This window comes from Curtobacterium sp. AB7, assembly GCF_044909335.1.
Classification (GTDB): Bacteria; Actinomycetota; Actinomycetes; order Actinomycetales; family Microbacteriaceae; genus Curtobacterium.
Map to the genome: position 1 here is coordinate 42,097 of NZ_JBIYED010000011.1, position 18,735 is coordinate 60,831.

Sequence of the window (18,735 nt, forward strand, 5' to 3'; positions counted from 1 at the left end):
ATGGGATGGACGTCGCGACTGCGACCAGCGGAGGTCACGGGGGAGCCGTGGCCCGACATTCCTTCTGATGGCCCCGTTACGGAAACTGCCCGGGCGTTTGTCGTCGCGGTTCGAGCAGGCGACCGCATCCAAGCAACGATGGTGTTCGAAAGCCTCAACTAATGCCTCAACTTGAAATGTTGCGAGTCCACGGCTGGGTCGGTTCGGTTGTGCCGCCCGTGGGTGTCGCTACGGTTAAATCATGAAGAACAAGTTCCTGACTATCGACGGCGTGACCTATAAGAAGGTGGCGCCGGTCGCGGACGGAGGGAACTCCATTGTCTGGGAGGCGCGATCCTCCGCCGATGGCAAGTCGTACGCGGTAAAGCGTATCGAGAAGTCCGACGCTGACCACAACAAACGCTTCGAGCGCGAGATTGACTTCGGCGCGCACGCAACACACCCAAATGTCGTCAAAATCCACGGATCGACGGAAGACGAGAAGTACTTCTACTACGTGATGGACTTGTACAGCGCAAGCCTCCGAAGGATCATCGCTGACGAATACGACCCGGATGTCCTCCTCGAGTACCTTTCCCAGTTGTGCGATGCCGTCGAGTATGTCCACAGCGAAGAGGTCGTGCACCGAGACATCAAGCCGGAGAACATCCTGATCGACGCGGACCGGCAACACCTGGTTCTCGCAGATTTCGGCATAGCGCACTTCAAGGACTCCACCCTCACCACGCAAACATCGCTGCTCGCGAACCGGAACTACCTCGCCCCCGAACAGATGCAGGGGCAGGACGCCCGCGACGTCAACGCTCCAGCAGATGTGTTCGCGGTCGGTCTGATCATCAACGAAGCGTTCACCAAGGACTATGCACGCGGGTTCGAGCACCAGCGGGTCAGCGATGTTCAGCCGCACTTGTCGGCCCTGGACGACCTCGTCGACCTGATGATGCTCCAGGACCCCACGCAGCGGATCACGATCAACGCCGCCCATGACTGGCTGCGGGCCATCATGATGAGTACAGAAGCGGAGGACATCCAGGAGAACCTGCAGGATGCGAGCTCTCCGTCCGCGCTACCCGCGAACACCGAAGACATCTTCAAGATCGCTGTACGGGACGTCGTAGCAGCTCAACAAATCTTCGAACGTGTGCCTGAAGCTCGGCTCCGCCGGTACAACTCGAACTACCACTGCGAGATCAGTTACACGGCAACTGACGAACTCTTCAACACCTGCGTGCTGTTCGAAATTTACAATACTTGCAAGCGGAAATTCGACAACGAAACACCTGCAGAGTTCGACGACGCTGGGCAGTCCGTCGCTCAACCGATTGCCACTGCGGATCAATTGGATGCCTTACACGCAATCCTGAGAGAGTATGCGCTGCCAGCTGGAGCGCGGTGGGGATTCCTTGGCCGTCGCGCAGTCCACTACTTCTCCTTCTGCAAGGACTATCACTGCGCTGAACTCTTGCAAACCATTCGTGCACTCGTGCCAAATCCAGAGGCCGGCGACAAAGGCGCAATGCGCGAGCGTCTTGCCGGCGCACCAATCCTCTGGCTGACGCAGGCTGCTCGAGGGTATCTGCAACTCGACGGCACCAGTTTGACCGAGGACGACCGCCGCGATATCCGGTTCGGCCTGAACGTCATCGTGGATTGGTCGGCGACCGATGTTGAAGACGCGCACCGAGCGCAGGTTGGCGCAGACCTGTTCGACGACCAGTCGGTCGCAGCGCCGATAGCGAAGGTTCTCGACAGACTCGCACAGGATTGGGACGTTTCCTACGCTCGACGCGCAGCGCAGACCTTCGTTGTGTTCTTCCGGTCCGAGCAAGAGTTCGACCGGTTTCGCATCCATGCGGAAGGCGTCGCACCGGAGGGCTCACTGCTGGAAGCCGACGTACACGACCTCCTGCGGCTCGCGGAGCACCACGGCAGCCTTGTTGCGCTCAATTGGGACAGTGTGTTCGATATTCCCAATACGCTCGCAAAAGTGTTGGGGCTACGGAAGGTGTAAGGGTCACGGGGCGACGCACAAGCAGTGCCCCCCCCCGGTGGAGAGATGTTCAGGTCGCACGCGCCCTATTCACGAATCCTCTTGTCGTGCTTCTGGCAATGCGACGGCCGCGTCGACGATTTCCGCCAGCCCGGTGATCACGCCGGCGGCGCGTCCTTCGCCGTCGACCGCGATCGGCCCGGCCTGGGTCTGCTTGACTCGTAGGGATCGGCGACCGTGGGCGGCGCCGGTGAAGTTGGCGACGAAGTCGTCGGCGGGCTCGGCGAGGATCTCAGCCGGCGTACCGAGCTGCGCGATCTCGCCGCCCTTCTTCAGGATGACGACCTGGTCGCCCAGCTTGAAAGCCTCGTCGATGTCGTGCGTGACGAAGACGACCGTCTTGCCGAGATCGCGCTGGAGCCGAATGAGCTCGTCCTGCAGGTCGTTGCGGACCAGCGGGTCGACGGCGCCGAAGGGCTCGTCCATGAGCAGGATGTTCGGGTCGACAGCCAGGCCACGGGCGATCCCGACGCGCTGCTGCTGGCCGCCCGAGAGCTGCGACGGGTAACGAGGGTGAATGCCGACTCGAAGACGTCACTCGCGGCGTCGTGGTTCATCCCGGATGTCACGTTCAGAACACGTGGCGACGCAACCGCATAGAGCCATGCATGTGGAACGGTCCCACGCCCAGCGCTCACCTGCGTATACAGGTTCGTCAGGGCCTCTCGAGCGTGCCGCTGCTCATCAAAACGAGCACGATAGGCGTTCGCGATCTCGCGCTCCTTCATCCAGACCGTATCGGCGTCATTCCGCACAGGCGCGCCGAAGTAGTCGTGGCGGTAGATCAAGTGCGGCCCGTCGACGCTCGCCGGCACCTCGACGACCACCGCCGATGCGCCGTCGCCGGCAAGGACGTGCACAGCCAGCGCGAATACTGGTGGGGAAATCGCCGTTACCGCCGCGCTCCGCCGGGCTCGCTCGTACCCCTCATCGAACTCGACGATGTGCACGCGCTCGGTCGCGGCCTTCTGCACCTCGCGCACCCCGTACACGATCACGCCGCCGCCGCCGCTGTTGGCCATCGCAGTGACGTCCTTCGGGAAGTCTGTCTGGGTGATGTTCTTGCGAGGCGGTAGCTCTGACTTCCAGTCAAGGTCCCGCGTCTCACGAACACCCGCGGCGACGGCATCGTTCAGCAGCTCGTCAGTGACGGGCCCGTCGATCGGTGCAACGCAGTAAAACTCATCTCGTCAGCCTACTTTCGCCATGCCACCCCGCTACGAAGCTGTCTCAAGTCGATCGCGTTGCGGGGCACGCTCTATGGGAGCGCGTTTTGACTAGGGTCCCCTGTTGAGTGTCGCCGGAGTCGCCTAAAGGGGCGGGACGCCTAGTCGACGACTCCAATCGCCCGATCGCCCGTCGGCAACCGGGCGCTTACATGTCTAAGCGCGCCGCGTCGTATCGAGTGCGCGCCGCAGAGATGCTCCGTTCTGAATAGGTGGTCCGGAACGAATCTCGTTGCGGGTGCGTCATACGACCGCGCCGGAAGCGTCGGTACCTCTTCGTACGATCCGTGGCGTGGGTCGTCGTCGCTCGAGTTGGTGGGTGCCACCGCTCCCGGTCTCGCTGGACGGAGCCGCACGCGGCACTGAAGTACGCGAGCTCGAGCAGCCGATGCCGGTGCGCGCCTGGTTCCAGCTACCGGACCGGCTGGTCCGCCGCGACGATACGGTTGCTCGAAGCACGACTCGTGACGCGGTCTGGGTGGAAGCGGGGCGAGGCGTAGCGACACTTACGGCATGACACCGCGGTTGTGGAAGGCCCGAGTGCCGGAAAGGACGGTCAACCGCACAAAGGCCGACCACCGTTCAAGCTTCGGGGTCAGCTGACGGCGTCAGCGATCAGCCCATACGGCGGCATATCGGCGCGGCGTGTGAACTCAATGACCACGTCGTCGGAGACCGATTCCGGTGGGCTGTTGTCGACAACGATGAGCTGTGCGCCCTGCCCGTCCGTCGACAGCCAGTGTTTTGCATGAGCGTAGAACCGTTCTACGAGTGCTGCATCCGCGAAGTCGTCGTCTGGGGTCGCGTTGTGACCGAGGTTCTTCTGTGGGCTATCAATGATTAGCAGACCCGGCGCGTTCGCATCCTGTTCATAGGAGATTTCCCAAAGAGCGAGATTCCACGCTAACGCGATCACGACCATGCCGCCGCTGCTCGCGTTGGTGTATTCAAGGCCGCGGACATATGGGACAAAGTTGGAGTTGATGTAGGCGTCGCTGAGTTTCGGGTAGCCGACGTCTTCAAGGATCGCAGCGAATCGGTTCGACAGCATCCGAACGATGGCGTCTCGATCGGGTCTGGTTTTTCGTCTCTGACCCGAGAGCTCCTCGTACTCGCGTTGAAGTTGAAGGACCAACGCTGCGCTCTTGTCGACCCATTCCCAAGCCTTCACCCCGGTCTCGGCGGCCTGCTTAGCCAGTTTTAGGTCGGTGGTCTGCGCGGTGATGCGATCGCGGAGCGCCAGCCACGGAGCGGGGCTGTCGGTGATGGCATCGACTGCCGCGGCGGTTTCCGCGGCTCGGCGTGCAGCGTCCGCGGCGTCGCGAACAAGCAGGTCGCGGTCTTTCTCCAACCGTGTCATGTAGTCGGTGAGGCTGACGATTCGGGCATTCACCGCGCGCAGCTCTGCGCGGACGAGGGGAGCGGAATCGCTGCCAGCATCCTCCGTGGTGCCCTCGTCTTCAGTGTGTACAACGCTTTGATGGCAGAGCGAGCAAGTTCCATCTGCGACCGTAGGCACCTCGGAGAGCGTGTTAAAGCAGGCGGGGCAGACGGTCACGCGGAGTGGGTCGAACAGCACCTGCGTATCGAGAAGGAACCCGAGCTTCCGGCGATCATCGGCGTACTGAAGTCTGAGCGCGTCTAAGCGGTCGAGCAGTGACTCGCGGTCACGGAGCCGGACACGAGCCGCAGCGTCAGTGCGCTGTGCGGTCTCCAGCGCAAGGCGGATTTCGGCGGACGCCGACTCAGTGCTCCGACGAAGAGCGTCGAGCGTGCGAAGTTGCACGTTGAGGTCAGCGAGCTCTACCGACAGCGCGTCGACACGTTGCTGCAGCACTGCACGTCCGTCCGGATGGTCACGGTCTGCCGTTACCGTCAACGCATCGAGGCGCCCTTCCTCTTTCGTGCGCTGCAGTGCAACGCGCTTCTGCCGCTCGGCAAGAACAGCTTCCTCGTTGTCGTAGACGCCGAACATCACCTCGATGGTCTGCCGATACTTCTGCCCGACCATGAAGTTGCCGTGCTCGAATACAAGGTTCTTCGAGTCGAGGCGGTCGTTCGGGATGATCATGACGTGGAAGACATCGCGGATGGACAGCATCGCTGAGCCGGTGTCCTCTTTGACAACTGAATCGGACAGACGCACGCCGTCTAGGCCCGACGCGGACAACACCAGTTGCGACAACCCATCCGGGGCACTGGTGGGTTCAACCGGGTATCGGCGTTCCGCGGCCGCCGCTGTTGTGTCAAGAGTCGCCTGCCAGATCGTCGCGAACGGGGACACGGCACCAGCCGCGGACCGCTCGATCACCGTCGACGTTGCATCAAGATCCACCTCGAGCAGTGCCGCGCGGACGTTAGTGCGCACTTCATCGTGCGGTGGGAGGTAACTGCCGCCCAGCGCGTAGGCGATGAAGTCGATGATCGTGGTCTTCCCGGTCAGGGAAGGGCCGGCGATGATCGACAGGGGCCGGTAGCCGCCCGCGGCGCCCTCAGCTTGAAATGAGACCTCGTACGGTTCGGCGGTCGCTGAGGCTCCTGCAAGACGCAGTCGCTTCACTCTGATACCCACTACTAGAGTCCTTTCTCCGAGGCCGGCGAGAGGTCTGCGCCACGGACGTCGTCGAGGAGGTCAACAAGCAACCAGGAGTGTCCGAGCCATTCTTCGACATTCTCTTCGAGACGCTTGTTCGAGAGGCGTACCAGTCGTCTCAGCACGATCGACGCGGAGCTTCGGTATGCGTCGGCGTAAGACGACTGCATGTTGGCAACTAGCTGATCGCCGCCCTCAGTTGTCGAGAAGCGTGTACCAGCCAGACGGACCAACCCGAACGTGATGAGCTGCGCGAGGTCGCCCCGAATGCGCTCTCGCCGAGATGCAAATCGGTGGCCGGTGGATGCGTACGACAGCTGTGTCTGTGAGAACCCCGCGAGACGCAGTGAATCCCGATCGTTCGCATCGGACGGAGCGCCGTCGCCCAGGATCACCCACGGGTTGTCGGCGAAGAACTCGTAGTAGGCAAGCCGATCGACCGAGTCGATGGTTCGGCCGTCCTGCCGGGCCACACCGAGCAGCAGCAACAGCCGACCCATGCGGAACGTTGCGCTGCTCTCCGGAACGAACGCGGATTCGGGCCGCGCCGATCGTGCGGGTGTCACCGTGTTTCTCCTGTGTCGACAACGACGTGTTCCGTCTCCGCGACGTCACCACCTGCTGTTGCCGCAACGGCTTCTATGCCAGTGTCCGTGTCGGTGATGTTGTTTTCCCGCGCATCCCCGTAACCGGTGGCAACGTCACGCCAATGCTTCACCCAGCCGGCCTTCTGCTCTTCGACGAGGATGTGCGCGGCGCCCTGCTTGTGAGCGTGCTGCAGGACAAGTCCGGGCGCGTCAGGGACCGTCGCCGCGTCTGCCAACACCACGCCATAGAGTTTCGGCATCAACCCGTCCGAGTCGGCAGTCGGGGCATGCTCGTTGAAACGTGTCTCCCATGCACCCTGTACGCCCAACTGAACGGTCTGCAGCGCTTGCAAGGCATCCGTAGAGCGTTTCGCTTGAAGGTCGCGCCGCAACGCGTCGGTAGCAAAGAACATGCCACGAGCCGCGCCGGTTTCGGTGTAGCCGGCGGCGTGCATCTGCCGGACGAACAACGCATCCTCGAACATGCTGTAATCGTCCGCCATCGCGACCGGGGCGACAGCGGCGGCAGTGCTCGGCGTATCGAGAGTGTGTGGGAAATACTCTCGTCGGACGTCCAATGCCTCGGCGCTCATCAGACGCTGGCGGAGCTTGTCGCCGGTCCAGAGCACGATGCGCACCCCAGTATTCCGTTGGGTTCGTGAAGACCAGCCGTGAAACCACTTCATCTGCGCGGGATGCAGAATCGCGGGCACCACCAGTGTCCATTCCAGGATTCGGTACCCGTGTTCGAGCGCTTTGCCTTGCGCGGAAGCAAACGATTCCCGCACCTTGCCCTGCGGCCCCGGGCCCTGCCACTCCCGGAAGTACTTGGACTGCCAGATGCGGACCTCCCCGCCGCCAAGGTTGCCGACGAAGGTATCAATTCCCCAGTCCGTGTGGTTCGAGGCAGCGACCGTCGAGGCATCCAACCACTGAACAGCCACGAGATCACTGACGAACTGTTCGAACCGGTCTCGGGCAGCACCATCCGAGTTGTTGTCCGAGTCGAACCTAGCGAAGAGCTGCGGAGGTTCCGGCAGCTGCGGAGTCATCGGATCATACCCATGGCGCCAACGTCCCCGGTACTCGCGCGACGCACTGCGCCCTCTTCCCCCATAGGCAGCAATATACCCGGCCTTGACGTGCGTATTGGCGCACACGACATAGGCGCGCGTAGTCGGGCGGCCCCTCCCGAGTCGGGACGCCCGTTGCTCGACTCACGATGGTGACTACAAGGTCACGTCGGCTACGAGTTCTGCGCGCGCCCGTGAGGATCGGAGGTCGGAGAGAAGCGAGTTGAACCATCATGTGCTGGCGAGTTAGCTTGTACCTGGAGCGGCCTTGCGCGCTCGCAGGCGGCATCGCTGATGAAGCTCGACACGATTCCGGACACCGAGCGACGCCCCGTGTACGACACGATCGCCGCGACAGCCACTCCGAGCCAAGAGGCGTGACGCAGCCCCGACACGCTTCAAGAACCCGGGAATGGTGTCTGCTGTCCTGAAACTCATCGCTCCCCGTGTCGAATACGCTCAAGGGAAGACTCCGACGGTTCGAGCAACAATAAAGGCTCGAGCACGGTACCCACTGGTCACTACGGCCACGGGCGAACGTTTCACCCCCATTCGAGTGCCCCTCCAAAGGGCTGAGCAAACTTTCGACCCACACGGCCCACCATCATCGCCCCGTCGCACGGACCCTTCGAAACACGCAACACGGCCGCAAGGTCGACTACGCCGTTACGCTGGACCAATGACAGATCCGTCATCGGCCGGCAGCTTGGTGACCATCGCATGCGACGAATCAGCGTCGGCGGGGGAAAACCTCATCGACTCCCCGTTTCCGGTGTTCGTCCATGCAAGCACCGACCTGCCGCTTCGAGAGGCGGAAGCGTTCATGACAAAACTCCGCGCGGGCCTCCGGTCACGTGCCGCGGAACTCAAGTCGACAGCGGTACTCGCGCCGAAACACCGAGACACACTGCTGCGCATGCTCGCATCCGCACCAGACCGCGGCAACATCCACCTTGTCGACAAGTCCTTCTACGTATCCGCGAAACTCATCGACCTGCTCCTGGCGGCGCACGCAGACTCTTTCGGCGACGACATCCGTTTCACCGGCGAAGCCCGGTACCTCACCACGATGCTCGCGGATCGTGCGCCGGCCGACGTCGGCGCGACGTTCTGGAACATGCTGCTGCGCAAGTACAACGCCTTCATCCGCGTGTACGCGCGAGCCAACCAAACCCCGCCAACGGAGCAGCCGTTCTTCCGAGCTCTCGACACTGCCCGGCATCGGTCGACCGATCCGCGTGTTCGCGGGATTCTGGATCAGCTGTGGGCCGCGCGGCACTTTGCCATCGAATACGCCGGGGCTCGGAAGGGCGAGTTCCGGGAGATGGACCCGATGTTCAGCACGCTGACCGCAGTCGCGCGGACCTGGCAGCTGCGACTCGGAACACGCCCAGTCGAGTTTCTTGTTGACTCATACGCGCCGCTTACCGACACAAGAGCGGCGGAGGTCCTTGCTGCCGTACAAGATGAGCTTCACATCGGGAACCGTGTGCTCCCGGCGGCCGACCTCCGCGTGATCCGGCAAACGCCCTCGCACCTTGACGCTCGAGTCCAAGTTGCGGACATCCTCGCGGGCGTCGGGCGCGAAGCCTCTCGCCTCGCATTCGAGGGCACATACGACGACGACCTCCAAATAGCGATCAGTGAAATGTTCGACCTACAAGGCATGTGGAGTGACGGTTCACCGCTCGATGTCCTCTTCGAACGCCGCCGCCCGCAGTACGCCCGTGCGGCTCTAGGTGGACAATGAAGATACACCACACGGTGGTTCGAGAAGCTCGTCCGCCTCGTACGCACTAACTGCTTTACATTCCCAAATGCCCGTGCTATAGTAATTGAAGAATTCAAAATGTGCGCGGTCAGTCACCGGCTCGAAACCGGTGGTCACTCATCAAATGGGTGGTATTGCTCGCCCTCCTCATCAGCACAGCAGCGTTCACCGTTGTCGCCTTCGGGCCTGAATTGGGAAGGGGGTTGGATATGAAAGCCATGCAAGCGGTGTCAACACAGCTCGTCTCGCTCATCATCAGCATCCTCGGGGGGCTTGCTGTGGCATACCTGACCGATGCTTTCCCGACGCGAGTCGGATGGAGCGGCCCCATCAACGATGATGGGGCCGCTTTCGTTGAACGTGGTAGGTCGCTCGTGTCGGCCATGAACCGACGCTGCAACTAACCGTGCACCCCTTACCCGGACGGCGCACCCCAGTTCTGGTGCTTGCTCGACCGGCCCGCGCCGCTTGGAAGCGCCTTGACGTCGAGGGGCGGGAAGGCCACCATGCTCATCGCCGCTGGCGCTTCCGAGGCGGAACTGGCCATCGATAGTGTCCCGCGGGTCGTCGGCGTGGAGGTGCCCGCCCCGTGTACCGCGAAAAGTCTCCTCCAGGAGCGCCTGACGGAGCAGACCGAGATTGAGACCCGGGTCCGTTAGCCGATCGTTTGGTGAGATGCCGACGCGGCTCGGCTCGTGTCTCGTTCGGTGACGTGAATGGGGCGTGCCGGGGTCCGCTTGCCGGGAGGACGGGACGCGGGCGGATGTAGCCCGTCCGGCACCCTTCACGCAGCCCGCGTCGTCCCTGCGCCCTCGGTGTCGTCCGCGCCCGCCGGGCCGGTGCCTGCCTGATCGAGGTTCTCGTGCGCGTCGCCCATGTCGCCGGTGGCCTTGCCGGCGGGGGAGAGCCCGAAGTGTTTGCGGACGGCGTTCGCCTCGGCGAGGGACAGGGTGTGTCCGGGCCCGAGGGCTGGCGCGCCCTTGATCGCGTTCTTCGTGTACCCGACGTGCAGATCCGTGCCGTCGAAGGTGGCATCCTCGACCGGGACGAGCGACTGGTTCCTCCCGAGCACTCCCGTCGCGACGCTGACGTAGGCGGCGCTTCCGTCCTCGTCGGAGGGGAACACTTGCGTCACCTTGCCGACCGACGCGCCGTCGCGGTCCCGGACCGTCGCGCTCTCGACCTGATGGATGAGGCTCTTGGAGATCATGGGCGTAGTCAACGCCGTGCGCCTGACGCTTCGCGGCAACGATCTCGGCCCGGCCTCTGACGTCTCTGTCGCTACGGCCATTGGGCGCTCGAGTCCAGGGGGCCACGCGCTGAGGGTCACTTGTTGTTCGCCTCGATGCCGTAGCGGTAACAGATGTGCACGGCGGTCTCGGCGCGCGGGCCTTCGGTCGCGCGTTCGAGTGCGGCGACGCCCCAGTCCTGCACCTCGTCGTGGAAGACGGTGAAGGCGGGCTCGTCGAACTGGATGATGTCGACGCCGGCGGCTTGGATCTCGCGCGCTTCCTGGCTGAGGATCGTGGCGAACTCCCACGCCAGCTTTCCGCGTGAGAGCGTGTCGAGGATGGTCATCGCTCGGGCGAGGCCTGGCGTACGGCGCGGTGCGCCATTGGGATGGACAGGAGCGTGCCGCCGAGGAGCACCGCGGCGGCCACGAGCACCGAGACCGGATTGCGGAGCGGCGCGAGACCGATGCTCGCCAGGCTCCACAGCACGGTCAGAATTCCGGCGATGAGCGTCGGGCGTAATGCCGCTCGGTGCCCGATTCGCCAGGCATCGTCGCTGGACATCGTGATTCGCGTCCGGACGCCAGCGAGATCGTTCCGAGGCAGGGTCCCGTTGGCTGCCCTCCAGGTCAGCCAGATCACGAGGATGGCAGCGCCGATCTCGAGTGCCAACGCGAACACCATTGCTCCACCCATGACGCCAACGCTAGTTTGATGAAATCGAAACGGCAATGTGCTACCGCCTCGTCGGTGTGACGATACGACGGAGTGGTGCCGTCGACCAAGGAGCAGGGCGTTAATCCACTCGTCGCCCGACGGCGCGATCGGTCAGTGACGCCCACGCGGGCCGGCAACGACACATGAGGGGCACGGACGCCTCCCGGACCTACCGGGCAGCCCGAGTGATCGTCCGCACGATCCGCTGCTCTGCCACCGCCCGCACGGGGGCATCCGGATGGTGCCCGAAGATCGCCAACTCCACCCACAGGTCGTAGAACGCCAGCCGCGCCGCGAGCGATGGCCGCGCGAACAACTCCGGGTACGCCTCTTCCAACCACCCCCGCGCCGGAGCCAACGACGCAGCATCGAGTCCCCGTGACGTCGGCGTCGGCGGGAACTCCTCCGGCCGCGCACACCACCGCAGGATCGTGTCGAGCTCCACGTCCGCCGGCTGCGCCACGGCCTCGGCGAAGTCGATCAACCCCGTGACCCGTCCGTCGTCGACCATGATGTTGGACCCGTGCAGGTCCCCGTGCACGAGCACGTGCGGATAGGCGTCGAACAGTGGCAAGTGGGATGACACCCAAGAAGCGAGCAGTCGCGAGGAAAGCCCGGCCGCCGCCGCATCCTCGACGAGCGCCATCGCCACACCCACGACCGGCGGGTGGTACGCCGGCCACGATCCGCCGGCAAGGGCCCCACGAAGCCACGGCGGCATCAGACCGTCGGGAACCGGCACGCAGTGGAGCGCCCGCAACGCGTCCCCGAGCGAGTGGATGATCGACCGACGCTCGGCGACCGAGGCAGTCGGCCACGTGTCGTGCAGTGTCCGCCCGGGCAAGCGAGCGGACACGTACCAGGCACCCTCAGCCGAGGTCCCGTGCGCGATGTGCCGAGCGTGCGGCACGTCCGTCCCGGCAAGCAACGCCACGACGGACGCCTCGTGTTCGTACGCGCTCGCCGCCGCGGCGTCCCCGACCCGCACGACGTACGACGACCCGACCCACGCCCGACTGACCCACCCACTCTTCGCCTCGTAGTGCCCATCGGTCGGCAGGCCGGCGGCAGCGAGCACCGCGGCCAACGAGCCTGGCACGCTCACGTCGACTGTCGCGGCACGAGAAAGCACTCCGCCGTTCGGACCCCACCCTCGACGGCCTCCCCGGCGATCTTCCGCATGAGCAGGTCCGCCGCCTGCCGTCCGACCTCGCGCAGGTTGAGGTCGACCGACGTGATCGAGGGCCGCGCAGCGTCGGTGATGACGCTCCAGTTGTCGACACCGACGACCCCGACCTGCGTCGGCACGGCGATCCCCGCTTCGCGCAGGCAGTCGACGACCCCGCGTGCGATCTGGTCGCTCGTGCAGAACACCCCGTCGAACTCGGTGCCGAGCAGTCGCGTGGCGGCTTCGTACCCCCACCGCTCGCTCCACTCTCCGTACAGGGCATCGCCACCGGCGAGCGTGGCCCCCGCAGCGGCGATCGCACGCTTCGCGCTCTCGACGCGGTGCGAGCTCGCCGTGTGCCGGCGGGCGCCCGAGATCACCGCGATGGATCGTCGGCCGGAGCCGATCAGGTGGTCGATCGCGCGGGCGGCGCCGGCTTCGTCGTCCGGCACGATGGAGACGTCGTCGGGGTCGAGGGACGGCGAGAGTGCGTAGACCGCGGGCACCCCGAGCAGTCCGGTGATCGAGGGCCGCGGGTCGCTCGAGCGACCGGTCACGACGATCCCGTCGACGCGCTGGTTCAGGAACGTCTGCACGTAGTGCGCTTCGCGGATGGGGTCGCCGCGGCTCTCGGCGAGCAGCATCGACACCTCGCCCGGCCCGAAGGTGTCCTCGGCTCCGGTGAGGATCGGGATGGTGAACCGTCCGTAGGCGTCGGTGGAGAGCACCCCGACCAGGAAGGACCGGCCTGGAGGCACGGCTCGCGTCTCGGCGCGCACGCTCAGTCCCAGCTCGGTCGCCGCTGCAGCGACGCGTTGCCGCGTCCCCTCGGCGATCTGCCCGCGCCCGTTGAGGACCTTGGAGACGGTCCCGACGGAGACGCCGGTCTGGGCGGCGACGTCGGCGAGCGTCACCTCACGGCGGTTGACCACGGCGTCCTCCTTGCGATGCGAGCGTACGGCACTCGGCAAACCTTGCCGCATCACGATTGAGACGTCAAGCATTGACACGGCTCGTGGTGCACTCTAGCGTCGGCAAACACAGCAAAGCTTGCCGCAACGATGCGGCAAGGAGCGATTTGGAGATGACGATGAAGACATCCACGATCCGGCGGACCGCGACCCTGGCCGCCGCCCTCACGGTCGCGGCACTCGGGTTGGCCGGGTGCTCCTCGAGCGGGACGGCCGACAGCGGAGGTTCCGCGAAGGGCACGGTGACGCTCTGGCAGCGCGACGGTGGCGTCGACCTGACCGATCAGGTGAAGGCCTACGAGAAGGCGAACCCCGGCATCACGGTGAAGCTCTCCACGATCCAGGCCGACCAGTACCTCACGAAGCTCGCGAACTCCGCTCGTGCGGGGTCGGTGCCGGACCTCGTTAGCTACGACATCGTCAACACGCCGCTGCTCGCGACCCAGGGACTGCTCGCCGACGTCACCGACAAGGTGAAGAGCCTGCCGAACAAGGGCGACCTCGCGCCGGCCGGTGTCGAGATCGGCACGCTCGACGGCAAGAACTACGCCCTGCCCGTGGCGCTCACCGGCTCCCAGATGTTCTGGAACAAGTCACTGTTCACGAAGGCCGGCCTCGACCCCACCAAGCCGCCGACGTCCCTCGCCGAGGTGAAGGCCGCGGCCGAGAAGATCCAGGCACTCGGGGGCGGCGTCACCGGGTTCTCGACCCTCGGCGGAGTCGGGCAGGCGTGGACAGGGTTCCCGAGCTCGTGGGCGAAGAGCGGCAGCGTCCTGACGGCGGCGGGCAAGAGCCAGAAAGCGGAGTTCACCAGCCCGGAGCTCGTCGGGATGGTCGACTGGTACCAGGACATGTGGAAGTCCGGGCTCATGCAGAAGACCGACCAGCCGAACCAGGACCCGGGCAACGTCGGGCAGGAGAACGCGCTGAACGGCAAGGTCGGCATCCTGTTCGGCGGCGCGAACACCCTCACCGCGAAGAAGGCCGACTTCGGCAGCGCGGTCGGGATCCCCGGCGTGGACGGCGGCTCCGGCTCGTTCCTCGGTGGTGACGAGATCGGCATGACGGCCGGCGCGAAGAACGCCGACGGCGCGTGGTCCCTCATGAAGTGGCTCGTCAGCTCGAAGAAGGCCGCCGAGATCGACCTCTCGCAGGGCTGGATCGCGCCGGACCTCACGGTGGCGAAGAGCCTCGCGACGGACGACTGGTCGAAGGACATCGTCGACACGCTCGCGATCGGCAAGCTCCCGAAGAGCATCGCCTACAACGCGGTGATCAACGACCCGAACGGTCCGTGGGCGCAGCAGTCCCAGAAGGTCATCTTCCAGGGCGCCGACGCGAAGACCGCGCTGGCGAGTGCCGAGAAGCAGGCCAACTCGCTCATCGAGCAGGCGTACAGCCAGGTCGGGCAGTGACAGCCGTCACCTCCTCGGCGCTCGCCGGGGTCGCGGACGGGGCGAAGCGCTCCCGTCCGCGGTCCGCGAGTCGTCGTCGCCAGACCCTCGCGTGGGTGCTCGTGGCGCCGGCGCTCGTCCTCGCGGTCGTGTTCTTCGTCGTGCCGATGGTGCTGCTCGTCGGGATGTCGTTCTCGAACTGGCCGCTGCTCGGCAAGGTCAGCGTCGCCGGCGTCGCGAACTACGCGCAGGCGTTCCAGGACACCGCGTTCTGGCGTTCCCTCGGCTTCTCGCTGCTCTTCACGGTGGTGTCGGTGCCGCTCGGGATGGCCGCGAGCTACGCCGCCGCGACGATGGTCCGCGGTGAGGGCCGACTCGTCTCCTTCGTCCGGACGGCGTTCTTCATGCCCGTGGTCATCGGCTTCACCGCCGCGGCGTACATGGCGAACGTGCTCCTCGTGCCGGGGACCGGCGTGATCAACGTCCTGCTGAAGTCGATCGGCCTGACGAACGGGGACACCGCCTGGTTCACGTCGCCCGACACCGCGTTCTGGGCGGTCATCGTCCTGACGGTGTGGAAGTCGATGGGCGTCGCGATGATCCTCCTCATGGCTGGCATGCAGGCCGTACCGACCGAGGTGATCGAGGCGGCGAAGATCGACGGCGCCGGCTGGTGGCGACGCGAGGGTTCGGTGGTCTTCCCGCTCGTCCGGCGACAGTTCGCGCTGTGCATGCTGCTCGCGGTGTCCGGGTCGATCCTGGTGTTCGATCAGTTCTACGTGCTGACCAAGGGCGGCCCGAGCGGGTCGACCACGACGACCGTGATGTACACGTACCAGCAGTCGTTCGTCCGCTACGACCTCGGCTACGGCGCCGCCCTGTCGATGATCCTCACCGTGATCATCCTCGTCATCGCGATCGTCCAGCTCCGGGCCCTGCGCTCCACCGGACAGGAGGACGAGCGATGAGCGCGACCGACGTGACCAGACGGACGACCGCGGCGTCCCGACGCGACGCGAGCCGCGCCTCCAGGCCGGATTCGCCGGGTGCTCCGGGCCGGACCGACCTGCCGGGCGTCACCCCGCCGCGACGTCGTCGGGTGCACGCGAGCGGCGTCGCGTACGTCGTCGTGGGGACAGTGCTGGCACTGCTGTTCATCGCGCCGGTCGTGTACATCCTGTTCCGGTCGTTCCTGCCGGCGGACGCCGACGCCCGGGGGATCGGGTTCGAGTCGATCGCGACGCTCACGCTCCGGAACTACACGAAGGTGTTCGACCCCTCGGTCGACCTGCGACAGAACATCGTCAACTCGTTCGTCGTCGCGATCTCGGTCGCCGTACTCGTCGCCATCGTGTCCACGCTCGCCGCGTACGCGCTGTCGAAGATCCGGTTCCGCGGGTCGACGATCGTGTTCGTGCTCCTGCTGGCGCCGCTCGTCGTACCGTTCCAGGGCTTGCTCACGCCGCTGTCGATCGTGCTCGGCAAACTCGGGCTGCTCGACTCGCTCGCCGGGGTGGTGCTGGTGCTGGTGACGCTCCAGCTGCCGTTCTCGGTGTTCGTGATGCGGAACACGTTCGACGGCATCCCCTCGGAGCTCGAGGACGCCGCGGCCATCGACGGCGCCGGCACCGGTCGGATCCTGCGTTCGGTGATGCTGCCGCTCGCGTGGCCTGGGCTCGTCACCACCGCACTGTTCGGCTTCATGGCCGGCTGGAACGACCTGCTCAGTTCGGTCACCTTCCTGTCGACCGACAGCAAGTACACACTCCCACTCGCGCTGTCGAGCATCAGCACGTCCTTCAAGATCCCCGGCGTGCCGGTGATCGACCCGGGACTCCTCACCGCCGTCGCGTGCGTCGCGACCGTCCCGGTGGTCGTGCTGTTCCTCGCACTGCAGCGGTACTACACCAGAGGTCTCATCGGAGGATCCATCAAATGACCATCACGGACACCCCGACCACCGGCATCGCCGCCGACGCTCCCACCCCCGGCGGTCGGCCGCACCGGCCCCTGCCGCTCGGGAGCATCACACCCGGCGGCTGGCTGCTGGACCAGCTCCGGCTGCAGGCCGACAACATCACCGGGCAGCTCGAGGCGCTCTGGCCCGACGTCGGACCGGACAGCGGCTGGCGCGGCGGAGCAGGTGAGAACTGGGAACGCGGGCCGTACTACCTGGACGGACTCGTGCCGCTCGCGCACGTGCTGCACGACGACAGACTGCTGGCGCTCGCGACGCCGTGGATCGAGTGGATCCTCGGCTCGCAGCGCGAGGACGGGTTCTTCGGACCGACCGGCAACGACGACTGGTGGCCACGGATGGTCGCATGCAAGGTGCTCACGCAGCACGCCGACGCCACCGGGGACGAGCGCGTCGCACCCTTCCTGGCGCGGTACTTCCGGCACCAGCTCGAGCACCTGCCCGGCCGCCCGCTCACCTCGTGGGGTCGTGCACGCGGCGCGGACGCCGCGCTGTCGGTGTGGTGGCTGTACGAGCAGACGAGCGAGGAGTGGCTGCTCGACCTCGTCGACGTGCTCGCGGCGCAGACGATCCGGTGGGACGAGTACCTGGCCGGCGACCTCATCACCGGCGCCGCACGGGTGTTCTCGCACCGCACCCACGGACCGAACGTCGCGATGGGGCTGAAGACCGGCGCCGTGGACGCCCTCCGTGACCGCGACCTCGCCGGCCACGCCGCCCGTACGGAGTCGGCGTTCGGGAACCTCGATCGGTGGCACGGGCAGGCCCACGGGTGGTTCTCCGGCGACGAGTGGCTCGGGGGACCGGCTGCGACGGCGGGCGTCGAGACGTGCCAGGTCGTCGAGATGATGTTCACGCAGGAGGTCCACGCGCAGGTCTACGGCCGGGCGATCGACGGCGACCGGCTCGAGCACCTCGCGTACAACCTGCTGCCGGCGTCGAGCGACCCCGAGATGCGCGGACACCAGTACCACCAGCAGGCGAACCAGGTCGAGGTGTACGTCGCCCGCCGCGAGTGGAGCTTCTCGTCGGACGACGCCGGGATCTTCGGCCTCGAGCCGCACTTCGGCTGCTGCACCGCGAACCTGCACCAGGGATGGCCGAAGTTCGTCGCGAACTCCTGGTTACGTGATGACGACGGGCTGCGGGTCGTCGCGTACGCGCCCGTGGCGCTGCGGACGACCGTCGGAGCCGATCCCGTGGCGATCGAGGTCGACACGGCGTACCCGTTCGACGAGACCGTCACCATCCGCGTGGAGACCGAGCGGACGACACCGTTCGCGCTCCGACTCCGCATCCCGGAGTGGGCCGACGACGCCCGGCTGACGGTCGGCGGTGCCCCGGTGGCGCTCGCCGGTGAGTCGCGGCTCCCGGCCGAGGACGGCTACGTGACCCTGGAACGCGACTGGTCGACGGCCGGTGACGTCGTGCTCGTGCTGCCGATGCGGGCGAGGGTGACACGACGCGAGCGGCAAGCGGCGGCGGTCCGGCTCGGGCCGCTGACGATGGTGTACTCGCCGGGGGAGCGCTGGGTGGAACACGAGGGCGCACCGGGCATCGGGGAGTGGGAGATCCACCCGCGCGGGTCGTGGAACTGGGCGCTGGACCAGGTCGGATCAGCCGCTTCGTGGCGGGTGACCCGCGGAACCGTTCCGGCGGCGCCGTGGTCGCTCCGCGACCGGCGGAGCGCTGCGGTCGTGCTGCACGCGCCGGGCGCCCGAGCGACCGAGTGGCGGATGGCGGGCGCGCAGGCCGACGTTCCCCCGGCGAGCCCGGTGCTCGACCACGGGCCAGATGACGACCTGCGCCTCGTGCCGTACGGGTCGGCGCGGCTGCGGGTGACGGAGTTCCCGGTGATCGGGAACTGGCGGGACGTGGACGATGTGGAGGAGCCGGGGCGGTAGCGGGAGGCAGCTTTCCGGACTGGAGGCGCGGTGCCGGTTGGCGCCGCGCCTTCAGTCCGGCGAGGCGGGCA

13 protein-coding genes and 3 pseudogenes are annotated in these 18,735 nt (G+C 65.9%); 6 read left to right on the forward strand and 10 right to left on the reverse strand.

Annotated features, from left to right (window positions below; all coding sequences use genetic code 11):
* Window positions 1-241: 241 nt before the first annotated feature.
* Entirely contained in the window at window positions 242-2,011 is a 1,770-nt protein-coding gene (locus ABH929_RS16890; protein ID WP_404562048.1) for a protein kinase, read from the forward strand.
* A gap of 69 nt (window positions 2,012-2,080) precedes the next feature.
* Here the strand turns inward: ABH929_RS16890 and ABH929_RS16895 are convergent.
* From ABH929_RS16895 to ABH929_RS16915, 5 genes and pseudogenes are all read right to left on the reverse strand, one after another.
* A pseudogene (locus tag ABH929_RS16895) lies at window positions 2,081-2,560 on the reverse strand (ATP-binding cassette domain-containing protein); the annotation flags it as partial.
* A gap of 287 nt (window positions 2,561-2,847) precedes the next feature.
* A pseudogene (locus tag ABH929_RS16900) lies at window positions 2,848-3,213 on the reverse strand (RNA-binding domain-containing protein); the annotation flags it as partial.
* Window positions 3,214-3,871: 658 nt separating this feature from the next.
* Window positions 3,872-5,848 carry a hypothetical protein gene (locus ABH929_RS16905; protein ID WP_404562049.1) on the reverse strand — a complete coding sequence of 659 codons (1,977 nt, stop codon included), beginning with the start codon at window positions 5,846-5,848 and terminating at the stop codon, window positions 3,872-3,874.
* Window positions 5,849-5,850: 2 nt separating this feature from the next.
* Entirely contained in the window at window positions 5,851-6,435 is a 585-nt protein-coding gene (locus ABH929_RS16910) for an ABC-three component system middle component 2 (RefSeq protein ID WP_404562050.1), read from the reverse strand.
* Window positions 6,432-7,508: a hypothetical protein gene (locus tag ABH929_RS16915; protein ID WP_404562051.1), complete on the reverse strand. Its 1,077-nt coding sequence runs from the start codon at window positions 7,506-7,508 to the stop codon at window positions 6,432-6,434. The genes ABH929_RS16910 and ABH929_RS16915 overlap by 4 nt, the downstream gene beginning before the upstream one ends.
* A 700-nt stretch (window positions 7,509-8,208) precedes the next feature.
* Between ABH929_RS16915 and ABH929_RS16920 the strand changes: the two genes are divergently transcribed.
* Window positions 8,209-9,279 carry a hypothetical protein gene (locus tag ABH929_RS16920; RefSeq protein ID WP_404562052.1) on the forward strand — a complete coding sequence of 357 codons (1,071 nt, stop codon included), beginning with the start codon at window positions 8,209-8,211 and terminating at the stop codon, window positions 9,277-9,279.
* A gap of 805 nt (window positions 9,280-10,084) precedes the next feature.
* On the opposite strand, the gene ABH929_RS16925 is transcribed toward ABH929_RS16920, so the two are convergent.
* The 5 genes and pseudogenes from ABH929_RS16925 to ABH929_RS16945 all read right to left on the reverse strand — a co-directional run bounded on the left by ABH929_RS16925 (window position 10,085) and on the right by ABH929_RS16945 (window position 13,349).
* On the reverse strand, window positions 10,085-10,510 hold the full coding sequence (locus ABH929_RS16925; protein WP_404562053.1) for a PRC-barrel domain-containing protein: 426 nt from the start codon (window positions 10,508-10,510) through the stop codon (window positions 10,085-10,087).
* 125 nt (window positions 10,511-10,635) lie between these two features.
* Window positions 10,636-10,878 (reverse strand): annotated as a pseudogene (locus tag ABH929_RS16930) (methionine synthase); the annotation flags it as partial.
* A complete protein-coding gene (locus tag ABH929_RS16935; protein WP_404562054.1) occupies window positions 10,875-11,228 on the reverse strand; it encodes an SdpI family protein in 354 nt (117 codons plus the stop codon). The gene ABH929_RS16935 and the pseudogene ABH929_RS16930, both read right to left, overlap by 4 nt.
* A 190-nt stretch (window positions 11,229-11,418) precedes the next feature.
* The gene (locus tag ABH929_RS16940) at window positions 11,419-12,348 is read right to left on the reverse strand and encodes a phosphotransferase (protein ID WP_404562055.1); all 930 of its coding nucleotides are present in this window, start codon (window positions 12,346-12,348) and stop codon (window positions 11,419-11,421) included.
* 2 nt (window positions 12,349-12,350) lie between these two features.
* Entirely contained in the window at window positions 12,351-13,349 is a 999-nt protein-coding gene (locus ABH929_RS16945) for a LacI family DNA-binding transcriptional regulator (protein WP_404562056.1), read from the reverse strand.
* 152 nt (window positions 13,350-13,501) lie between these two features.
* Here ABH929_RS16945 and ABH929_RS16950 point away from each other — a divergent pair, with 152 nt between their 5' ends.
* From ABH929_RS16950 to ABH929_RS16965, 4 genes are read left to right on the forward strand one after another with little or no spacing between them, the layout of a single operon-like run.
* Window positions 13,502-14,803 (forward strand): ABC transporter substrate-binding protein, encoded by a 1,302-nt coding sequence (locus ABH929_RS16950; RefSeq protein ID WP_404562057.1) that lies wholly within the window; start codon window positions 13,502-13,504, stop codon window positions 14,801-14,803.
* Window positions 14,800-15,750 (forward strand): carbohydrate ABC transporter permease, encoded by a 951-nt coding sequence (locus ABH929_RS16955; protein WP_402739621.1) that lies wholly within the window; start codon window positions 14,800-14,802, stop codon window positions 15,748-15,750. The genes ABH929_RS16950 and ABH929_RS16955 overlap by 4 nt, the downstream gene beginning before the upstream one ends.
* Complete coding sequence (locus tag ABH929_RS16960; protein WP_404562058.1) at window positions 15,747-16,721, forward strand: carbohydrate ABC transporter permease; 975 nt, start codon at window positions 15,747-15,749, stop codon at window positions 16,719-16,721. Before ABH929_RS16955 ends, ABH929_RS16960 begins: the two co-directional genes overlap by 4 nt.
* A complete protein-coding gene (locus ABH929_RS16965; RefSeq protein ID WP_404562059.1) occupies window positions 16,718-18,664 on the forward strand; it encodes a beta-L-arabinofuranosidase domain-containing protein in 1,947 nt (648 codons plus the stop codon). Before ABH929_RS16960 ends, ABH929_RS16965 begins: the two co-directional genes overlap by 4 nt.
* Window positions 18,665-18,735 lie beyond the last annotated feature (71 nt).